General features: G+C 36.8%; 16 protein-coding genes. 4 read left to right on the top strand and 12 right to left on the bottom strand.

From position 1 onward, the window contains the following. Nucleotides 1-4 precede the first annotated feature (4 nt). Nucleotides 5-1177, top strand: coding sequence for a DUF2062 domain-containing protein (locus KYG33_RS13100; protein WP_219071884.1), 1173 nt, complete (start codon nt 5-7; stop codon nt 1175-1177). Between the two features lie 51 nt (nt 1178-1228). Here the strand turns inward: KYG33_RS13100 and KYG33_RS13105 are convergent, their stop codons facing one another. The 9 genes from KYG33_RS13105 to hutH all read right to left on the bottom strand — a co-directional run bounded on the left by KYG33_RS13105 (nt 1229) and on the right by hutH (nt 11063). After that, nucleotides 1229-2482, bottom strand: a complete 1254-nt coding sequence (locus KYG33_RS13105) for a DUF3887 domain-containing protein (protein WP_257468776.1) — start codon at nt 2480-2482, stop codon at nt 1229-1231. Between the two features lie 6 nt (nt 2483-2488). Next, a complete protein-coding gene (locus KYG33_RS13110) occupies nt 2489-2854 on the bottom strand; it encodes a hypothetical protein (protein ID WP_219071886.1) in 366 nt (121 codons plus the stop codon). Next, entirely contained in the window at nt 2851-4539 is a 1689-nt protein-coding gene (locus KYG33_RS13115; protein ID WP_411267028.1) for a C45 family autoproteolytic acyltransferase/hydolase, read from the bottom strand. Before KYG33_RS13115 ends, KYG33_RS13110 begins: the two co-directional genes overlap by 4 nt. 1 nt (nt 4540) lies before the next feature. Next, a complete protein-coding gene (locus tag KYG33_RS13120) occupies nt 4541-6067 on the bottom strand; it encodes a phytoene desaturase family protein (protein ID WP_219071887.1) in 1527 nt (508 codons plus the stop codon). A 175-nt stretch (nt 6068-6242) separates the two neighbouring features. Next, a complete protein-coding gene (locus tag KYG33_RS13125; protein WP_219071888.1) occupies nt 6243-7127 on the bottom strand; it encodes a lipid A biosynthesis acyltransferase in 885 nt (294 codons plus the stop codon). A 121-nt stretch (nt 7128-7248) separates the two neighbouring features. Further along, nucleotides 7249-7503 carry an acyl carrier protein gene (locus KYG33_RS13130; protein WP_047377388.1) on the bottom strand — a complete coding sequence of 85 codons (255 nt, stop codon included), beginning with the start codon at nt 7501-7503 and terminating at the stop codon, nt 7249-7251. 4 nt (nt 7504-7507) lie between these two features. Then, complete coding sequence (locus KYG33_RS13135; RefSeq protein WP_077419532.1) at nt 7508-8728, bottom strand: beta-ketoacyl-[acyl-carrier-protein] synthase family protein; 1221 nt, start codon at nt 8726-8728, stop codon at nt 7508-7510. Nucleotide 8729: 1 nt separating this feature from the next. Next, a complete protein-coding gene (gene fabG / locus KYG33_RS13140; RefSeq protein ID WP_077419531.1) occupies nt 8730-9461 on the bottom strand; it encodes a 3-oxoacyl-ACP reductase FabG in 732 nt (243 codons plus the stop codon). 81 nt (nt 9462-9542) lie between these two features. Next, the gene (gene hutH / locus KYG33_RS13145) at nt 9543-11063 is read right to left on the bottom strand and encodes a histidine ammonia-lyase (RefSeq protein WP_077419530.1); all 1521 of its coding nucleotides are present in this window, start codon (nt 11061-11063) and stop codon (nt 9543-9545) included. 98 nt (nt 11064-11161) lie between these two features. Between hutH and KYG33_RS13150 the strand changes: the two genes are divergently transcribed. Next, nucleotides 11162-12418, top strand: a complete 1257-nt coding sequence (locus KYG33_RS13150) for an NAD(P)/FAD-dependent oxidoreductase (RefSeq protein WP_077419529.1) — start codon at nt 11162-11164, stop codon at nt 12416-12418. A 35-nt stretch (nt 12419-12453) separates the two neighbouring features. Here the strand turns inward: KYG33_RS13150 and KYG33_RS13155 are convergent, their stop codons facing one another. The 3 genes from KYG33_RS13155 to KYG33_RS13165 form a co-directional block, all read right to left on the bottom strand. Beyond that, nucleotides 12454-13062: a hypothetical protein gene (locus tag KYG33_RS13155; protein WP_139348606.1), complete on the bottom strand. Its 609-nt coding sequence runs from the start codon at nt 13060-13062 to the stop codon at nt 12454-12456. 76 nt (nt 13063-13138) lie between these two features. Then, nucleotides 13139-14431 (bottom strand): phenylacetate--CoA ligase family protein, encoded by a 1293-nt coding sequence (locus tag KYG33_RS13160; protein ID WP_077419527.1) that lies wholly within the window; start codon nt 14429-14431, stop codon nt 13139-13141. A gap of 75 nt (nt 14432-14506) precedes the next feature. Then, the gene (locus KYG33_RS13165) at nt 14507-16195 is read right to left on the bottom strand and encodes a M23 family metallopeptidase (RefSeq protein ID WP_077419526.1); all 1689 of its coding nucleotides are present in this window, start codon (nt 16193-16195) and stop codon (nt 14507-14509) included. 372 nt (nt 16196-16567) lie between these two features. Here KYG33_RS13165 and ileS point away from each other — a divergent pair, with 372 nt between their 5' ends. Together ileS and KYG33_RS13175 are read left to right on the top strand one after the other, a co-directional pair. Further along, nucleotides 16568-19963 (top strand): isoleucine--tRNA ligase, encoded by a 3396-nt coding sequence (gene ileS, locus KYG33_RS13170; protein WP_219071889.1) that lies wholly within the window; start codon nt 16568-16570, stop codon nt 19961-19963. 58 nt (nt 19964-20021) lie between these two features. Next, nucleotides 20022-20402, top strand: a complete 381-nt coding sequence (locus KYG33_RS13175; RefSeq protein WP_002983772.1) for a TraR/DksA family transcriptional regulator — start codon at nt 20022-20024, stop codon at nt 20400-20402. The last annotated feature ends 6 nt before the right edge of the window (nt 20403-20408 follow it).

The following is a 20408-nucleotide window of genomic DNA, read 5'->3' on the forward strand; positions in this document are numbered from 1 at the left end:
AAGAATGTCCCTTGCTGAAGTACAAAATGCAATTTCTGAAAAGAAGATATGCGTTTTAATACCTACCTACAATAATGAAAAGACTCTGAACAGGGTTATTGACGGTGTTCTCAACTACACCGGAAGTATTATTGTGGTCAATGACGGTTCCACCGATTCTACCCCTCAGATTCTTGCCCAATATCCTCAGATCACGATAATCTCTTTACCGGAGAACAAAGGAAAGGGGAATGCCCTTAAAACAGGTTTTAGAGCGGCAAAGAAATCAGGATATGGTTATGCTATCACCATTGATTCGGACGGGCAGCATTATCCGGATGATATTCCTGTATTTGTAGAGGCCCTTCTTCAGGAAAAAGAGGAGGTTCTTCTGATTGGAAACAGAAATATGTCTCAGGATGGTATTCCCAAGAAAAGCAGCTTTGGAAACCGTTTTTCCAATTTTTGGTTTTGGTTTGAAACCGGAATTAAACTGGAAGATACACAATCCGGTTACAGGCTTTATCCTTTGCATAGAATTCCAAAGAAATATTTTACCCCTAAGTTTGAATTTGAAATTGAAATCATTGTAAGAACTGCATGGAGACATGTTCCGGTAAAGAATGTTCCAATCAAAGTTTTGTATGATCCGGCAGAACGTGTTTCACATTTCCGACCTTTCAAAGATTTTACGAGAATCAGTATTCTGAATACAATTCTGGTAACGATCACTTTATTTTATATTATTCCTAGAAATTTTCTGAATAATTTCAAAAAAAAAAGCTTTAAAAAGTTCATTCAGGAAGATGTCTTAGAAAGTGACGGAAGCAACCGTACAAAGGCCTTTTCTATTGCATTGGGAGTCTTTATAGGACTTTCACCGTTCTGGGGGTTTCAGACACTTTTAGTCATCAGTTTATCTGTACTTTTTAAACTCAATAAAGTACTTGCATTTGTGGCCTCCAATGTGAGCCTTCCTCCGTTTATTCCTTTTATTATTGCGGCTTCTCTGTTTCTGGGTGCTCCATTTGTAAGTGGTGACAGCGATATTTTAAACCAGGATTTAAACTTTGAACTGATTAAAAACAATCTGGTACAATATATCATCGGCAGTTTTATCTTAAGCACTACACTTTCTGCTATTGCAGGGATAACTTCTTTTCTGTTTCTGAATAAAGTAAGCCCGGAAAATAATTAAAAAAGCCCGGAACAAAGTTCCAGGCTTATGAGAGCAATGATCTCATTGCATTTATTTCAGAATAAACTGTGTAAGGTCTTTTAAAAACTGTTCATCCACCTTCCCCTTTGTTTCATAATCCTTTGGAGATGGTTTTCCGGAACCTGCAATGAATAAATGACTTAATGTTGGATAAAATTTAAAAACGGCTGTTTTATCATTTTTCAATGTTTCTTTCCACAGGTTGAAATCTTTCTCTGTCACCTGATAATCTCTCCCTCCTTGTGCAAAGAACATGGGAGCTTTGATTTTTTTTACCTCTTTAAGCTGATTATAGTCCTTTAAATATTTCCAATACGGAGCAGGCTGCCCCAAAGGAAGCTCTGTTGCTGGTGAATTTAAGTTAAATTGGGGTGAATTTAAAAATGCGACCTGTTTTTTCACTTCCTGAACAGCTTCAGCAGGTACTTTAGCTGGATCCATAGAGTGGAGATATTCGTACTGTTCTACTAATAAATCCTGTAGTGGTCTCGCATTTCCAGCCATAAAAACATACTTCGAAACTTGTGCTTTTTCTGCAATCTTAGGCATCATATAAGCTCCCTGGCTGTGTCCCAGAATGATAATCTGATATCCTTTATACTCAGGATTATTTTTAAAATAAAGAGCTGCATTTACGGCATCATTGATGGTTTCCTCTTCTACGGTAGATTTTTCATTCAATGTCTCAGGATAAGAATAGTTTCTTTTATCATATCGGTAGGAAGCAATTCCGTTGGCTAAAAGGTATTCTGCAATATCTTTAAAGGGTTTGTTTTCTCCAATTGTTTCGTCTCTGTCATTCGCTCCGGAACCATGAACAAAAATAACCAGTTTCTTTTTATCATTCGACGGAGGAACCAGCAATGTTCCATTCAGTTCAATACCATCGCTTTTTATTTTCAGTGTAGTCTTCTCATCCGGTTTTTCAAATGTTTTGTGAGGAACTAAAAAGAAACCCAGCATTTTATTATTCTCACCAAAAGTAAGCTGAACATCCAGTTTTGTTTTTTCAAATTCGGAATAGTAATAATAGATATTTCCTTCATTATTCACTTCCAGGATATTTTTTAATCCTCCTATCTGTCCCTGAAGCTGTTCTGTGATAGCCTTAAGCTGCTCCACGGGAATCTGTCCTGCTACTGAAGGATCAAAGTAAGAATGTGCTTTTTCTATATTTTTATCTACCAGTAAGGTTTTGATAAAAGTATTTCCGATCTCTTTTCTGTCCTGAGAAAATGATAAGAGAGACCATACAGTAAGGAATAGGGTTAAAAGTTTTGTCATATTCAATTATTTATAAACAATATCAGAAAATGCTAATGGCGTCATCATGATGGTGACAAATATCGCAATAATTACCAGAGCTAATTGCGTTATATGATATATTTTTTCTCTTTCGTTTTCGTCAATTTCAAAAGTAAATTTTATCTTATCCGGCCTTCTGATAATCAACCAGATAAAAAGCAGAATAACTAAATTCATAATTACAGGCATTATCAGAAATATTTTACTTCCGTAATTGTCTTTCATATTTCCATATCCATGAATGGTTATGATTTCAGGTATTGAGCTGTAAACCGTACACAAATAAACAGAATAGCCAATAATGATGACAAAGGGAATGCAGAACAGCAGTTTTATATATTTAGGGATCATTTCAGTTTCTTTAAAGTCTTCTTCAGGTATTTTTCTACATTTTTTCTGTCTGGAACAGTCGTAATCTCTTTCGTCAAAGCTTTTTCAAATTCAATTTTTGCCTTTAAGTATTCTTTTTTGTTAAAATAATATTTTCCTGATTGATAGTAGACCAGCCAAAAATCCGGATTCATAGATTGATAAGAAGGGATAACATCATCTGTTAACAGTGTATTTTTATCGTCGGCAGCCTCATTTATTTCTTTACCGTACATTTTAGACAATTCATAGTTTTGGAATTCTTCAGAATCTGCGAAGGGATCATGTGGAATATTCAGACTTGATTTTGAAAAGTCATCAGGCTGCAATCCTTTTTCTGAAAAGATTTCGTTCAGATCATAACATACAAATTCTCCAAGCTGATAAGGATTTGAAGACACCCAGACCAGTTTTTTCTGAGGCGAAAATATAACGGCATGGTGAGCTAAAAGCTGATTGAGTGCTTTTTCATTACCATAACCAATACTTTCATCCTTTAAACCGGATCTGTTCCTTAAAATGGAAGCCATCTTTTCCGGGGTCATCTTTTTTTCTTCCTGTAAAAGCTCCTGAAGTCTTTCATAACGGTATTCAGAATGGCTTTCTTCAATATGTTTCTGATTTCTTTTATCATCTTTATAGGCGTCAGACTGGAAATGATTGGTGCAAAGAACCCTGCTGGTATTTTGTACTCTGTACACTCCGAAATTTTTAGGTGAAACTTCAATGATGACTGCATTTTTATCCGCAGCACTTCCCACAAGAATGGATTCTGAAACAAAAACTTTCCTTTTTTTAGCAATGGCAATCGCTTCCTCAATATTTTTAGCATATTGCAGAATTTCTCTTGTAACAAGGGAAATAGGCGTTTTTGCCGTTAAAGGAATTTTTGATTTTCCAGCGTTAATAGTTACTGTAATTCCTTCTTTATTCATCCCGGATACCACACCAATCATTCCCGGCCAGCTTACTGACATGTATGGGATTCCTTCTTCCGGCTGAACAAATTCTACCAACTTATTTTTTGCAAAATCATCTCCTACATAAAAATCGAAATTTCTTCCGATCAGCAGATCACCATCTTCTGTATTTTCATTCCAAACCGCAAGAGAAGTACAGCCTACCATAGCGAGATCCTGCATTGCATGCCCAATATCATGAGCTCCATGCAGGTAAAGGTTTCTTAAATATTTCGGAGCGATAAAATCATATTGATCAGATGAATATTGTGACAAACCATACAATTCTGCCTGATAATCTTCTCTTACATTGAGATACATTTTTCTGTTGTACCATTTTAAAAAGCCTCTTAGCAGCCTCTGCTTAAATTTTGACGGTACAAATCCTTCAACTTTTGAAAAGAAGATTCCTTCCTGTTTCTGCATTAAACTTTGAGTCAATGCTCCATTATTATATCCCAGCTGCAAAGGATTTCCTTTGATATAAAGTTCCCAGAGCTGCTGCTTGTTTTTTGTAAGGTAATTCTGATTATAACTGAAAGTACTGTCATTGATACGGGCTACTTTCGGAACCTCCAGCGAATACTGTTTTACATCAGGAATATGACGGATAGATTTTGATATTCCGCAGGAAGTGAGGAAAAAACAAAAAGTAAGGTAAAGAAGAGTTCTTTTATAGGATGAATAAATGGAATTCGTTTTTTTCACTTTAGTTTTTATTAATCATTTGTGTCAACCGAATATCTATGGTTTCTTTTCCTAAGATTTCCGCACACGTATTAAAAGCACCAATGGTAACCCCTAAAATCCCGTGCATATTAACGGATTGTCCGGTAAGAAACAGATTGTCGATTTTGGTACGGGGAGAAACCATTGTTTTAAGAGGATTCTCCGAGCTTTTCATGTATCCGTACATATTTCCTTCAAAATTCCCGATATAGTCCCGGTAAGACAAGGGAGAAGAAGTATATATTGTTTTGATGGCATGCCTTAGATTAGGAATTTTCTTTTCCAGAGCATCAAGCATTTTTTCTGTTTTTTCAAGTTTAAATCTTTCATACGCTTCTCCTCTTTCATGCTCATCCGCTACGGTATTGAATGTATTTTCCCATTCTTTAACCTCATCAAAATCCATATAGGAAATTGCAGTCAGACTTTCTGCAAATTCAGGATGATGCTTCGAGGGCGTGGATGAAAGCATATAGGTTTCCGGCCATGATTCTTTCCGGTAACGGAATGCATTCCAGACCTGTTCTTCTGATGAATAATGATATCTGTTGTAATTGAAATTCGGAAGACTGTGAGGTCTTAAAACCAGATAAATACTAAAGCATGATGAAACCGACTTCCAGCTCAAAACCCTGTTCAGAAAGGATTTCTTAAGTCTTTCCTCTCCGATTAGTTTAATAGTGGAACGAATCTCTATATTTGAAATAAACTGTTTTGCTGAATATTCTTTTCCTTCTTTCGTTTTTACGGATACCAGTACATTATTTTCATTAAAAACAAAGTCCGAAACTTCTGAATGTTTGTGTATTTCCGCTCCATATTCCCGAAGTTTTCTGATCAGAAGTTTAGAGATCTGGCTGCCTCCTTTTACACATTTGTAGGCGCTTTGGATATAAGAATTTACCGTTAAAGCATGTACATAGAAAGGTATATCTTCAGAGTCTCCGGCATATAAAAAATTGGAACCCAGTAAAACAGCTTGAAGCCTTTTGTTCTGGGTAACGGATTCAATAAATCTTTTGGTATTAAGATGCAGTATTTCCTCGTTGTAATTATCTTTTCCTACCACATGATATCTTGGAAACTGGCTGCAGACATACTGAATCTCTTCACAGTAGTTTTCAAGGTTTACTTTCTCTTCAGGAAAATACTTAGAAAGCTGCTCAACGAAATTCTGATAGCCCTGTGCATGTGGATATTCTATTTCATCTTCTCCAAAACTGATCCTGTCATAGCCATCTTCATCCATCAGCTGAAGCTCCAGATCATCCATAATTTCCAGATAGGAAAAGAAGAGGTTCAGATTCTGCCCTTTGGACAGCCCTCCGAGATAATGGACACCTGTATCAAAAATCAGTTTGTCCCGTGAAAAGGTCTGCAGATTTCCTCCGTATTGATTATTTTTCTCAAGAACACACACTTTCATACCTTCTTTCGCCAAAATAAGAGCCGAAACAAGACCTCCCAATCCGCTGCCGATTACAAGTATGTCATATGCTTTCTTCAAAAGAGAACGTGCTTTTAATAATTAAGAAACAGGGAATTTAAGATATTTAAAGATTACTTTGGTACAGTAAACAAAGAAATTTTATTTGGAAAATACTATTTAATGATCTTAATTCTCAGTAAATCTTAATGGTTTTTAGTTTTTCGTTTGTTTTTACAGGATAAAAATAGAAAAATTAATCAACATCATCCCAAAAATCAAAATAATTAAACCATTGAAGAGGATATTTTTTCACCATGGTTTCAAGATTCTGAACATAAGACTGCAAAAGCCCTTGTGAATCTCGGTTTTTGATATTCTGGGCCACTCTTGCATACAGATGATAATGAAGATTATTTTCTTTCATTACATAGACATAGATCACAGGAACTCCTAATCTTGAGGCGATCATAAAAGGACCCGCCGGAAACTTTGCGCTCTTTCCCAACAATTCTGCCTCCAGATATTTGGATCCTTCAAAATAACGGTCTCCGGTGAAGCAGATCAGCTCATTTTCGGATAAAGCTTTATTGATCTCAAAGATATGCGACATATCTTCTTTTACATAGATGAACTTGATATTACTTTCTTTTACGGCAACGCTCTCCAGATATTCTTTAATCACGGTAACTTCCTGATCTGTGGTCACGAGATTGATCTGGCAGTCGAAGTCGATATCTGCAAAAAAATGCTCTGCAATTTCAAAATTACCGATATGAGCACTGATCAGCACTCCTCCTTTTTTAGCACCTAAAAGATCTCTGAGATTTTCAATACCGTCAAACTCATAAGTGTATTTGCCTCTGAGCCCGGCAGAAATTGCCGTTTTATCAATCAGAACTTTTCCGAAGGTAAAATAACTTTTAAATATAAAGGCTTTGGATTTCCAGTATCCATAGTTCAGTCTTTTCTGAAAGTAATACCGTATATATTGATTACTCTTCTTCTGAAACAGTGAATAATAGGCTGCTACAAAGTAAAGCACCCCATATGAACTTCTGATTCCGATATTTCTAATACACCAGACGAATATTCTGTATCCGAGTACTGTTCCTTTAGATTTACCTTTCCACTTGTTCATATATAGAATTTAATATAACAGAGAACCAATGTAATAATACCTTTTTTAAAAGTAACCGTTACCGGATCACCCTGATATTATTACATTGGCCCATTTTATAGAATAAAGATTTACTCAATAACTAAGCGTTTTTTTCAGCAATCTTATTTTCAATCGTTGTATAGAAATCATCAAATGTTACCATTTTTTTGAAATCAGCTTCTCCTAATTTCACGCCGAAATTGGATTCGATCACGACTACCATGTCGATATAATCCAGGCTGTCTAAGCCCAGTGTATTTTTAAGGTTGGCATCATTACTGATTTCGTCTCCGTCTACCTCGAATTCGTTTACCAGAAAATCATTAACGATGGCAACAATTTTTTCCCTTTCCATGTTTTTAATCAAATTTTTTTACTATTAGTGCAGAATTGGTTCCCCCAAACCCAAAAGAATTCGACAAAAATACATCAATTTTTTGATTTTTTGTTTTTGCGACCAAATTTATCTTTTGTGCTTCATTATCAGGATTTTCCAGATTAATATTGGGAGCTACAAAATCGTTCTGCATCATCAGAATAGAGTAGATCACTTCACTTGCACCCGCCATCCAGCACTCATGTCCGGTCATAGATTTGGTAGAACTTACAGGAACTTCACTACCGAAAATCTCATAGATTGCTTTTGCCTCGTTGGCATCACCAATTGGAGTAGAAGTCGCATGAGCATTGATATAATCGATGTCTGAAGCTTTTAATCCTGACTGTTTTAATGCTCTGTCCATGGCCAAAGCAGGTCCGTCTACATTGGGTGTTGAAATATGACCTCCGTTTGAAGAAAAACCGTATCCGATAATTTCTGCAATGATTGGAACACCTCTTCTTTGGGCAGATTCTAAGCTTTCAACAATCAGACTGGCAGCACCTCCGCTTGGAATCAATCCGTCTCTTTCTGCATCGAAAGGTCTGGATGCTTTTGTGGGTTCATCTTCTCTGGCTGAAAAAACTCCCAGTCCGTCAAAGCTCGCCATAGAATATTTATTAGTTTCCTGAGCACCGCCACAGATAATCATGTCCTGAAAACCATTTTTGATCATCATATAAGCCAGTCCCAATGAATGGGATCCACTTGCGCAGGCTGCACTGATGGTAAGATTGATTCCTTTCAGTTTAAAAATAGTTGAAAGGTTCATTGTCACTGTTGAATTCATTGATTTGAAGATCGCTCCTGACCCCATCAATGTAGTATCTTTCTTTTCCCTGGCAATATCAATAGATTCTACGACTGCCTGGGAAACACTGTCGTTTCCATATAAAATTCCCACTTCATGAGAATTCAGGAACTCTTCATCCAGATTCGCCTGCTTCAATGCATCCATAGTAGCCAGATACGCATATTCGCTTTCTTCTCCCATACTGATACGCTGGCGTCTGTTTAAGAGGTTTTTCAGATCGGGTTTTGGAACAACTCCTGTAAGGCCAGACCTGAAACCAAATTCTTTTCTATCCGGATCTAAAACAATACCGGATTTTCCTTGATATAGGGATTCCCTGACCTCTTCTAAAGACGTCCCGATGCAGGAATAAATTCCCATTCCGGTAATTACAACCCTATTTTCCATGTTATGAATAAATTCCTCCGTTAATATTAATCACTTCTCCTGTAATGTAAGAAGATTTTTTAGATGCTAAAAATGCTACAAGATCCGCCACTTCTTCCGCTTCTCCAAATCTGTTGGCAGGAATCATTGCTTTCAGTTCTTCTTCATTAAAGTCCTGGGTCATATCTGTTTTGATGAAACCCGGAGCAACAGCATTTACGGTAACATTTCTTTTGGCAACTTCCTGAGCAAGAGCTTTTGTAGCACCTATCACAGCTCCTTTTGCTGCAGAGTAATTCGTTTGACCGGCTGTTCCTTTTACACCGGATACCGAAACCATATTGATGATTCTTCCGTATTTGTTACGAAGCAGCTTTTGGATAAAGAAATTAGTTACATTGAAAAATCCATCCAGACTTGTATTGATCACGCTATTCCAGTCTTCTTTCTGCATCCACATAAAAAGGCCATCTCTTGTGATTCCGGCATTATTGACAATAACTTCTACCACTGAATCAGGGTTTCTATCCTGCCATTCAGTTAAAACAGCTTGTGTTTCTTCAGTGTTTCCTACATCAAATTTAAGGATTTCTCCGGTAGCACCCAATTCTTCAACTTTAGCCAATGTTTCTTTTGCTGCCACTTCGTTTGAAGCGTAGTTGATAAGGATATGATAGTTTTTCTCTTCAGCCAGTTTTATACAGATTGCTTTCCCGATTCCTCTGGAGCCTCCTGTTACAATTGCACATTTCATGCGTTAGTGTTTATATCGTTTTTAGTTTTTTTAAGTTGAGTGATACGTCTTTCTTTGAAGACAATCCAGAACAGCAAATAGTTACATTCCTTTCAGATATCTCTTTACTTCCTCCAGATACGGATACATTACCATATCATCTGAGAAAGCAGGAATTATTTTTCTGATTTCATCATACAGCTCTTTTGTAGAGGATGAAACTTTATCCTGGAACCCAAGATATTCAACAGCCTGAATAATCGTAATCGCTTCGATTGCTAATACTTCAAAGGCATTTTCAATCACTTTTCTGCAGATCACCGCAGCATTGGTTCCCATGCTAACGATATCCTGATTATCATTATTGTTTGGAATACTGTGAACATACATAGAATTTGACAGCATCTGGCTCTCCGCCGTTGTAGAAGTTGCCGTAAACTGTACACCCTGCATCCCGAAATTGAAACCTAATTTACCTAAATTTACAAAAGGAGGCAAAATTTCATTGATTTTAGCATTCAGAAGATAGTTCAACTGTCTTTCAGCTAGCATGGTCAGTTTGGTTACCACAATCTTAAGTTTGTCCATTTCCAGAGAGATGTAGTCTCCATGGAAGTTTCCTCCGTGGTAAACATGTTGGTCTTCAACGTTAATGATTGGGTTATCATTGGCAGAATTAATCTCGTTCTCAAGCACCTTTTCTGTATATTCCAACGTATCCAATACCGGACCTAAAATCTGGGGAACACATCTTAAAGAATAATATTCCTGAACTTTTTCCTTGAATACTTTCTCCTGTTCCTCGAAATGAGTATAAAGATGATCTTCTCTTTTTCTGATCAGTTTACTGTCTGCCAGGTGAGCACGCATTCTTTCTGCTACTTTCTGCTGACCGTAATGTTTTTTGGTTCCGTTCAAAGCTTCTGATAAATGATCATCATAAGCCTGAACAATTTCGTTAATTGCACAAGAAAGTCTAAGAGAGATATCTGTAAGCTGATTCGCTTTATAAGCATTCACAATACCGATTCCTGACATTACAGAAGTTCCGTTCATCAAAGCAAGACCTTCACGGATCTCTACTTTTATCGGTTCCAATCCTTCAGTTTCAAAAACCTGTTTTGTAGATTTTCTTTCTCCTTTATAAAAGACTTCTCCTTCTCCTATCAGTACCAAAGCCAGGTGAGCCAGCTGAACAAGGTCGCCGCTTGCTCCTACTCCTCCATGTTCAAATATCAATGGGGTAATATCTCTGTTGATCAGCTCCTGAAGAAGATAGATCACAGACTGATGTACTCCTGAATTCCCTAATGATAAAGTATTCAGTCTTGCCAGCATACATGCCTTCACCTCATCTGCAGGTAAAGGGTTTCCAATTCCTGAAGAATGGCTTCTTATAAGGTTATACTGAAGCTGGTGTGTATCTTCATCACTGATTTTGAACTGAGCCATCGGCCCAAAGCCGGTGTTTACACCATATATTACTTTATTTTTTGAAAACTCCTTTAAAAACTGAAAACTCTTATCCACTCTTGATAAAAGTGATTCATCCAGTTCTATTTTTTCATTCTCAATGATAATTTTTTGAAAGTCTTTCAGTTCTAAAAAGTTATTTATTTTCATCAATTAAAAGTAATAGTTGATAATTTTGTAAAATATTAATTATTTGTCACTAATTTTGCGGCAAAGATAAAAGTTATTATTAAAATAAAAAATCAAAGATGAGCAAAGAATTTGTTGACGTTCTTGTAATCGGAGCCGGACCCTCCGGATGCGTGTCTTCTTCTTACCTGAAGAACAATAACGTCAGCGTAAAAGTAGTCGAAAAGACAAAGTTTCCAAGACTGGTTGTCGGAGAAAGCTTAATTCCAAGGGTAATGGACCACTTTGAAGAGGCCGGACTTTTCCCTGCATTAGACAAAATGGGCTTTGAAAAAAAGCTTGGAGCACGTTTTCTTCGCGGCGATGAAGTCTGCATTTTTGATTTCAGCAACAAATTCGGGGAAGGCTGGGACTGGACCTGGCAGGTTCCGAGAGCTGATTTTGATAATACTCTTGCTCAGGAAGTCATTAATAAAGGAATTGATCTTGAATTTGAAACTGAAGTTATTGACATACAATTTGACGGAACAGATTCTGTAACGACGGTAAGAACTAAAGATGGAGAAACGAAAGAAATCCATGCTAAGTTTGTTATTGATTCCAGCGGCTACGGAAGAGTACTGCCTCGTCTGCTTGATTTAGAAAAACCTTCAAAACTGTCTCCTCACTCTGCAATTTTCTCTCATGTAGACGATATCAATAGAGAACCGGGAGAGGAAGGAACTTTGATTTCTTTTGATATTATTGAAACAGAAGTATGGCTTTGGGTAATTCCCTTTTCCAACGGAAATACAAGTTTAGGAATTGTAGGCCCAACGGAATATATCGACAAATTATCTGAGAACGGAGATACAACAGAGGCTTTAAGAAAAGCTATTTCTCTTTCTGATTATTATGTAAAACGTTTTGGGAATGTAGATTTTCTTTTTGAGCCAAAACATCTGAAAGATTATTCCTGTTCGGTAAAAAGTTTATTCGGAGACGGATTTGCTTTAACCGGGAATGCTTCAGAATTCCTTGATCCGGTATTCTCTTCAGGAATGGCTTTTGCTACAGAATCCGGAATGCTGGCCGCCAAACTGGCATTAAGACAATTAAACGGAGAAAAAATTGACTGGCAGAGGGAATACACAGACTACATTTTATATGGAGTGGATGTTTTCACAACATACGTAAAAGAATGGTATACCGGAAACCTTCAGGAGCTCTTCTTCCACCAGCCGGAAAATCCGGATGTAAAGAAAAAGATCTGTGCTGTTTTAGCAGGTTATGTCTGGAACAAAGACAATCCTTTTGTGAAAAAGCACGATACGGTTATTAAAAACCTTGCGAACCTGATCAAATCAGAAAAACAGGAGCAGCAAAACCAAGCATAAAAAAAACGGTCTGAATTTTCAGACCGTTTTTTGTTTTATTTTAAAGACTTTTTAATTTCTCTTCCTAAATACCTTCCGGCAGAATCATAGGCTGAGGCTATTCTTCCGTACTCCATTACAAATTCTTTATTTTGCACAAATTTATCAAACTTATTAAGTTCTACTTCAGCTAAAACAACAGAAGGATTATCTGTTTCCACCAGTTTTATTTTACCTGATATTTCAGCAGTCATTGCAGTAATTCCGGCATGCCAGCCCGGAAATATCCAATTTGTTTCCAAGCGCAGAGTATATTTTGCAGCAGCATCTTTTTTAAATGAAATATTTTTATAGGTCTTATTCAAACCCTTTGCAAAATAGTCCACATAATATTCCTTTTTGTATTTTTCCCATTCTTCAATCCATTGTTTCCATGCCTCTTCTCCTCTTTTAGGATTGTCCAGAACTTGTTTTTTCCTGTTTTCAAGATATTGAGTTTCTGTAATATTTTCTTTCATAAATAGTACATTCTCAAACTTAACCTCAACGTTTACTTCAGTCTGATCTTTCAAAACACCCAAACTTCCGGCAACTAATTTCATTTTTTCCTGTCCGAAAGCAGTGGTCATTATAACTACAAAGACCAGCAATAATAGTTTTTTCATAGTGTATTAGCTTTTTACTTTTAGAGCCCAAAGATATTATAAAAGGAAGCTTCTATTGACTCTTTATTTTTTAATTTTATCTTAAATCAATAAAAGTGATTGGTTTCCTGCTGTTTGGATTAAAAACTGTTTTAGATAAGATATCAAAGTCAATGATTTCAATTTTCGGACTTACTCTCAATTTTGCACGGAAGTGATCTCTGACTTCATTGACAAAACTGTCGTATTCTTCTTCAGTGCTTAGTTTGATAATAATTTCATCAAGTCCGATGTCGTTAGCCTGAATGACGATCTGGTAGCATAAGATAGTATTAAAATCATTCAAAATATCGTTCATTGCCGGCGGATACAAAGTTGTTCCTTTGTATTTGATCATTTGTTGTTTCCTGCCTACCACAGGCCCTAATCTCATTGTACTTCTTCCACACAGGCATGGTTCATAGTGCGCTTTTACAATATCTCCGGTTTTAAATCTTAACAAAGGAATAGCTTCTACTCCTAAAGTAGTGATGGTAAGCTCGCCACTTTCTCCTTCTTGTACAGGGTTTCCGTTGTCGTCCAGAATTTCTGTAATGATCAGTTCCGGGTGGTGATGTCCTCCAATCTGAAATTCGCACTCTGTAAAAGCGGTACTCATTTCTGTAGAGGCATAGGTTGAAAAAAGTTTTATATTCCACTTTTCCTTGATTTTCTGAGAAAGGATATTATCTGTAAAATCCTGGTTTTTGATACTTTCTCCGATACACACAGCTCCATAAACACTGGAATTTTTATAATCCAATCCATGTTTCTCGGCATAGTCAATCATTTTCAACAGGAAAGAAGGAACGGTAATCAGATATTTAGGTTTGTATCTGAAAATGGAATCCCATTGCAGTTCAGGAATTCCAGGTCCCATTCTCACTACGCTTGCTCCCATTTTTCTTAACCCCAGAAAATAAGCAAGTCCCGCCATAAACCTTTTGTCTATGGTGGTAATCATCTGAACAACATCCCCTTTTTGAATTCCGGCACAGGCAAAAGAGATCGCTTCGTTATAAGCCAGTCTTTCGAGATCATTATCCGAAAGCCCGAAAGTAACCGGATCTCCCAACGTTCCGGAAGTGGTACTGTAATCCACAATCTTATCCGGTGTTATGCAGAAAAAATCATGGTTGTACTGCTGCAGATCATTCTTCGTCGTTGTAGGGATTTTCTGAAGATCCTCCAAAGTACGGATATCAGCAATATGGATATTATTTTCTCTGAACAGTTTTTGATAAAAAGGTGAATGAGCTTCCAGATACCCCAAAAGTTCATGAAGTTTTTCTTCCTGAAATAGTTTGATTTCCTGAGTCCCTGCTTTCTCGATTGACGGATGAAATTCCAATGATTTTAATTTTTAAAGAGCAAATTTATTTAATTAAAATTAAAAGATTTAAAGATTCAAGTATTAAAAGATTATTTATCTCTGGAAAGTAAAGGATTGTATGTTTGTATTTCCAGCGGTATTTACTGTTGTAACTTTTAAAGTATGAGAACCTGATCCTCTCGGGCACTTTTCATCAAAGGTGTAGATAAAATTATCTTTTACACGGGCAAAGCGAAGCCACTTCCCATCCAGTTCGGCCCGGAATGAAACAATATCTCCCACTTTTGTTGTTCCTTTTAACAATAAAGAACTGTTATTAACCAGTGCTCCTTCACTCCAGCCTGATGAAACAGATGGCTGATTATTGTCTATTAATAATTTTGCGGTACCCAATCTATTGAATTTACCTTCTGCCCAGTCGTTATTCCATTGTACCTTGACGACATCTTTGTCACTGCCATAATCAAGGAGAATAACGGCTTTATCTTTTTCTGTATTGGTTAATTTTCTATTCGGTTTTATTTTCAAAGTATATTCAACATGAACCGGGATATATGGACTATGCAAAACAATACTATTTGAAATCGCATTGGGATCGCTATCCGGTTTTTCATAGGCATTGAAATTTACTGCATCATATACTGTATTTTTGCTGAAATTAATCTCAGTATTTTCGGTAGAAATTGTTTTTCCTTCATTAGGCATTAGCGTTTTTCCTGTAGAAGATACTTTGTCCGAAGTTTTATTGAACTGAAGTTTTGTTGTTAACCGGCTTGTATTTCCTTTTGTATCTTTCAAGATAATTTCAATCGTATGAACCTCTTCATCCGGGAGATTGATAATCCCTGCCAGATTGGAAAGACTATAATTCTGAAGTTTCATCCCCGGTAAAACTGACAAATGCTGAATTCCCATTTTATCCCTGATGAATTTAGTATAATCTATGCAGCCGTTGATATAGCGAGTCTCGTCATAATGTACTTTATCAATTTTAAAACTATAAATCAACTTGCCATCCATCAATAATTCTGCGTTATAAATCCCCAGATTAAACCCTTGATTGGCTTTATCTACGGCTTTAATGGCAAAACTTATTTCCGGAGAATTAACCTGAACGAGATGAGAAGTATAAACATTTCCAGCTTTTTTTACTGCAATTCCGTTCGCGCCAGGTTCGTAGGTACTGAAACGTCGGTCATACCAATACAGTCCGCTGATAATGGGTGCTACAGTATCTGGAATAGCAAAACCGAAAAGCAAGGGATTAAGACATTCTTCTGTTTTGGTATCTCTTATTTCAAAATGTAAATGCGGACCAGCAGAGCCTCCGGTATTTCCACTTAGTGCAATTTGCTGTCCTTTTTCCACCGGAAACTGTCCAGGCTGGAACGTGATATCCTGTTCCCACTTTTCGTCTTTATATTGTCTTTCCTTTACATATTCATCAAGCTTATTGAAGTATTTGTTCAAATGGGCATACACAGTAGTATAGCCATTGGGATGAGTAATGTACACTGCATTTCCAAAACCGTACCGTTCCACTTTTATTCTGCTCACATATCCTTCTGCTGCGGCAACAACCGGCAAATTTTCCTGACTGTTCGTTCTTAAATCAAGTCCCATATGAAAGTGGTTTGTCCTTACAGCACCAAAATTGGCAGCTAGCTGCATGGGAATATTCAAAGGATTCCGGAAATAATTCTGAGGGTAATTATTTTGAGCCTGTATAATGCTCGTGTTGATAAAACAAACAAAAAGCATCAGTTGATAAAAGGTTTTCATACAGCATTTGGATTTAGAGCTACTTAAATATACGAATTTCCAATCATCATGTCCTTATTTTTGAATTGATATAAGTATTTCTTAACCACAGATTACACGGATTTTCACAGATGTTTATGTTTTTAGATGTAGACAACTTTTTAGTTTCGGCTAAAGCCACTTCTATTGAATAAATTACATAAAATTTCACATGAAAACAGCCAGAAAAATTCACTTATTGACCATTCACTATTCACTTTTTTCACTTTCTCTATTTATATTTCTGAGATTGAACTTTTTAATAGATGATATCAAAATAAAACATATATTATAAACCGACAAATTTTAGTAAATTTGCAGACTTAATTAATCAACGATATTGAGATATTTACAATGAGCCAATTTAAAGAATACAAAAACCTCAACCTTATTGACGTAGCAGAGAATGTAGCGGAATTTTGGAAACAAAATAAAACTTTCAATAAGAGTGTTGAGATTCGTCAGGGAAATCCTGAGTTTGTTTTTTATGAAGGTCCGCCTTCAGCAAACGGTATGCCTGGAATTCACCACGTAATGGCAAGAGCATTGAAAGATATTTTCTGCCGTTACCAGACTCAAAACGGAAAGCAGGTTTTCCGTAAAGCAGGCTGGGATACGCATGGTCTTCCTGTGGAACTGGGTGTAGAAAAAGAATTAGGAATCACGAAAGAAGATATTGGCAAAAAAATCTCTATTGAAGATTATAACAGAGCTTGCCGTGAAGCGGTAATGCGTTATACCGATGTTTGGAATAATCTTACGGAGAAAATCGGATATTGGGTAGACCTTGATGATCCGTACATCACGTATAAGTCAAAATATATGGAAACCGTTTGGTGGTTATTGAAACAATTATATGACAAAAGCTTGTTGTATAAAGGGTATACGATCCAGCCTTACTCTCCGAAAGCAGGAACAGGACTTTCTTCTCACGAGCTGAATCAGCCCGGGACCTATCGTGATGTTTCAGACACAACGGTTGTCGCTCAGTTTAAAGTAAAAAAAGACTCTTCAGCATTATTCAATGATGTGGACGGAGATGTTCATATCCTTGCATGGACGACAACTCCATGGACATTGCCATCCAATACGGCTCTTACTGTAGGGAGAGATATTGAATATGTTGTAGTTAAAACTTTCAACCAATATACATTTGAACCCGTAACTGTTGTTTTATCAAGAGTTCTTTTACCTAAAGTTTTCGGTAAAAAATATACAGAAGGTACAGATGAAGATTTTGCCAACTATACTTCAGAAACTAAAGTAATTCCTTTCAAGGTTTTAAAAGAGTTTACAGGAGAAAAACTTGTTGACACGAGATATGAGCAATTAGTTCCTTGGTTTACACCCAACGATAATGCTGAAAATGCATTCAGAGTAATCCTGGGAGATTTCGTAACGACAGAGGACGGTACAGGTGTCGTTCATACAGCGCCTACTTTTGGTGCTGATGATGCGAGAGTTGCTAAAATGGCTCAGCCTGAGATCCCGCCAATGTTGGTGAAGGACGAAAATGACAACCTTGTGCCATTGGTAGATTTACAGGGTAAATTCATCAAAGGTGAAAATGTTCCTGAGGTATTCTCCGGAACCTATATCAAAAACGAATATTACGATGAAGGAACTGCTCCTGAGAAATCATGGGATGTAGAACTTGCGATCCTATTGAAAATAGAGAACAAAGCCTTCAAAGTAGAAAAATATGTTCACTCTTATCCACATTGCTGGAGAACTGACAAACCGGTATTGTATTATCCGCTGGATTCATGGTTTGTGAAAATGACCGCTGTAAAAGACAGATTGGTTAATTTGAACAAAGAAATCAACTGGAAACCAAAAGCTACCGGAGAAGGACGTTTTGCTAACTGGTTGGAAAATGTAAACGACTGGAATCTTTCCCGTTCAAGATATTGGGGTATTCCGTTGCCAATCTGGAGAACAGATGACCTGAAAGAAGAAAAGATCATAGGTTCTGTAGAAGAGTTATACAACGAAATCGAGAAATCAATTGCAGCTGGATTGATGACTGAAAACCCGTTCCAAGGTTTTATCATCGGAAATATGGCTGAGTCTAACTATGAGCTTGTGGATCTTCACAAAAACGTAGTAGACAAAATAGTATTGGTTTCTGACTCAGGAAAAGCAATGAGACGTGAAAGCGACCTGATCGACGTTTGGTTCGATTCAGGGTCTATGCCTTATGCTCAATTGCATTATCCTTTTGAAAATAAAGAATTAATCGACAACAATAAGGCATTCCCTGCTGATTTTATCGCAGAAGGTGTTGACCAGACCCGCGGATGGTTCTATACGCTTCACGCGATCGGAACTGCTGTGTTTGATTCTGTTGCTTATAAAAATGTAATGAGTAACGGTCTTGTTCTGGATAAGAACGGACAGAAGATGTCAAAACGTTTAGGAAATGCTGTAGATCCGTTTGAAACACTTTCTGTATATGGACCGGATGCTACCCGTTGGTATATGATCTCCAATGCAAATCCGTGGGAAAACCTGAAGTTTGACATTGAAGGAATTGACGAAGTAAGAAGAAAGTTCTTCGGAACGCTTTACAATACCTATTCATTCTTTGCTTTATATGCGAATGTTGACGGCTTCAACTATTCAGAAAAGGAAGTGGAAAACCGTCCTGAAATTGACAGATGGGTTCTTTCTGAACTGAATCTTCTGATCAAAGAAGTAAAAGCTTTCTATGAAGACTATGAACCCACAAGAGTAGCAAGAGCAATCAGCACTTTTGTAAATGATAACCTGAGTAACTGGTATGTAAGATTATGCAGAAGACGTTTCTGGAAAGGAGAATATTCTGATGACAAGATCTCTGCTTACCAAACATTATACACATGTCTTGAAGTAGTGGCTAAGCTATCTGCTCCTATTGCTCCGTTCTTTATGGATCAATTATACCAGGACCTGAATAAAGTAACAGGTAAAGAGAACTGTGAATCTGTACACTTAACAGACTTCCCGGTAGCTGATGAAAGCTTAATTGATCAGGATCTGGTTGAAAAAACACATCTTGCTCAGAACATTACAAGTATGGTCTTCTCACTAAGAAAGAAAGAAAATGTAAAAGTTCGTCAGCCGTTACAAAAAGTATTGGTTCCTGTATTGGATTCTAAAACAGAAGCGCAAATTCTTGCTGTTGCGGATCTGATCAAACAGGAAGTAAACGTGAAAGAATTACAGTTAATCAATGCTGAAGAAGCATCTCACTTAATTGTAAAACAGATAAAACCCAACTTCAAAGCTCTTGGTCCTAAATTAGGAAAAGACATGAAGGTGGTAGGTGCCGAGATTGCAAATCTTAATACAGAACAGATTGCCGGTCTTGAAAAAGAAGGAAAACTAGATGTTCAGGGATATGAAATCACACTTGATGATGTAGAAATTTCTACAAAAGATATCCCGGGATGGACGGTTACTTCAGATGGTAAAACAACTGTGGCATTAGATTTGACGTTAACCGATGAGCTAAAATCTGAAGGTATCGCAAGAGAATTCATCAACAGAATTCAAAACCTGCGAAAAGATAAAGACTTTGAACTGACAGACAAGATTAATATCTCCATTGAAGAAAACTCACCTTTCCTTAATGATATTAAGAAAAATGAAGAATATATTTCTTCTGAAGTCTTGTCAAATAAAATAGAAATTGTATCTTCACTTTCAAATTTTAACGAAATCGAAATAGATGAGGTTAATTTTAAGATAAATGTTGAAAAAAATTAACATGTAGTTATTATATTTCAAATTCCATTTCATAATTTTATTAAAAAAGAGAACGAATATGTCAGACGAAAGAGTTAGATACAGCGATGCTGATTTACAGGAATTTAAGGCAATTATTAAAGAAAAAATAGAAAAAGCAGAAAAGGATCTTCAGCTTATCAGAGAAAGTTTCATCAATGACCAGAATAATGGAACTGATGATACCTCTCCTACTTTCAAAGCTTTTGAGGAAGGAGCAGAAACATTGAGCAAAGAGCAGAACTCTATTTTGGCAGGAAGACAGGAAAAATTTGTGCGTGATCTTAAAAATGCTTTGATCAGAATCGAAAATAAAACGTATGGTGTTTGCAGAGTAACAGGAAAACTGATTCCTAAGGAAAGACTTTTAGCCGTTCCTCATGCTACGCTGAGCATCGAAGCGAAAAACATGCAAAAATAACCGCAA

The sequence above is a fragment of the Chryseobacterium sp. D764 genome (genome assembly GCF_019317325.1).
Classification (GTDB): Bacteria; Bacteroidota; Bacteroidia; order Flavobacteriales; family Weeksellaceae; genus Chryseobacterium.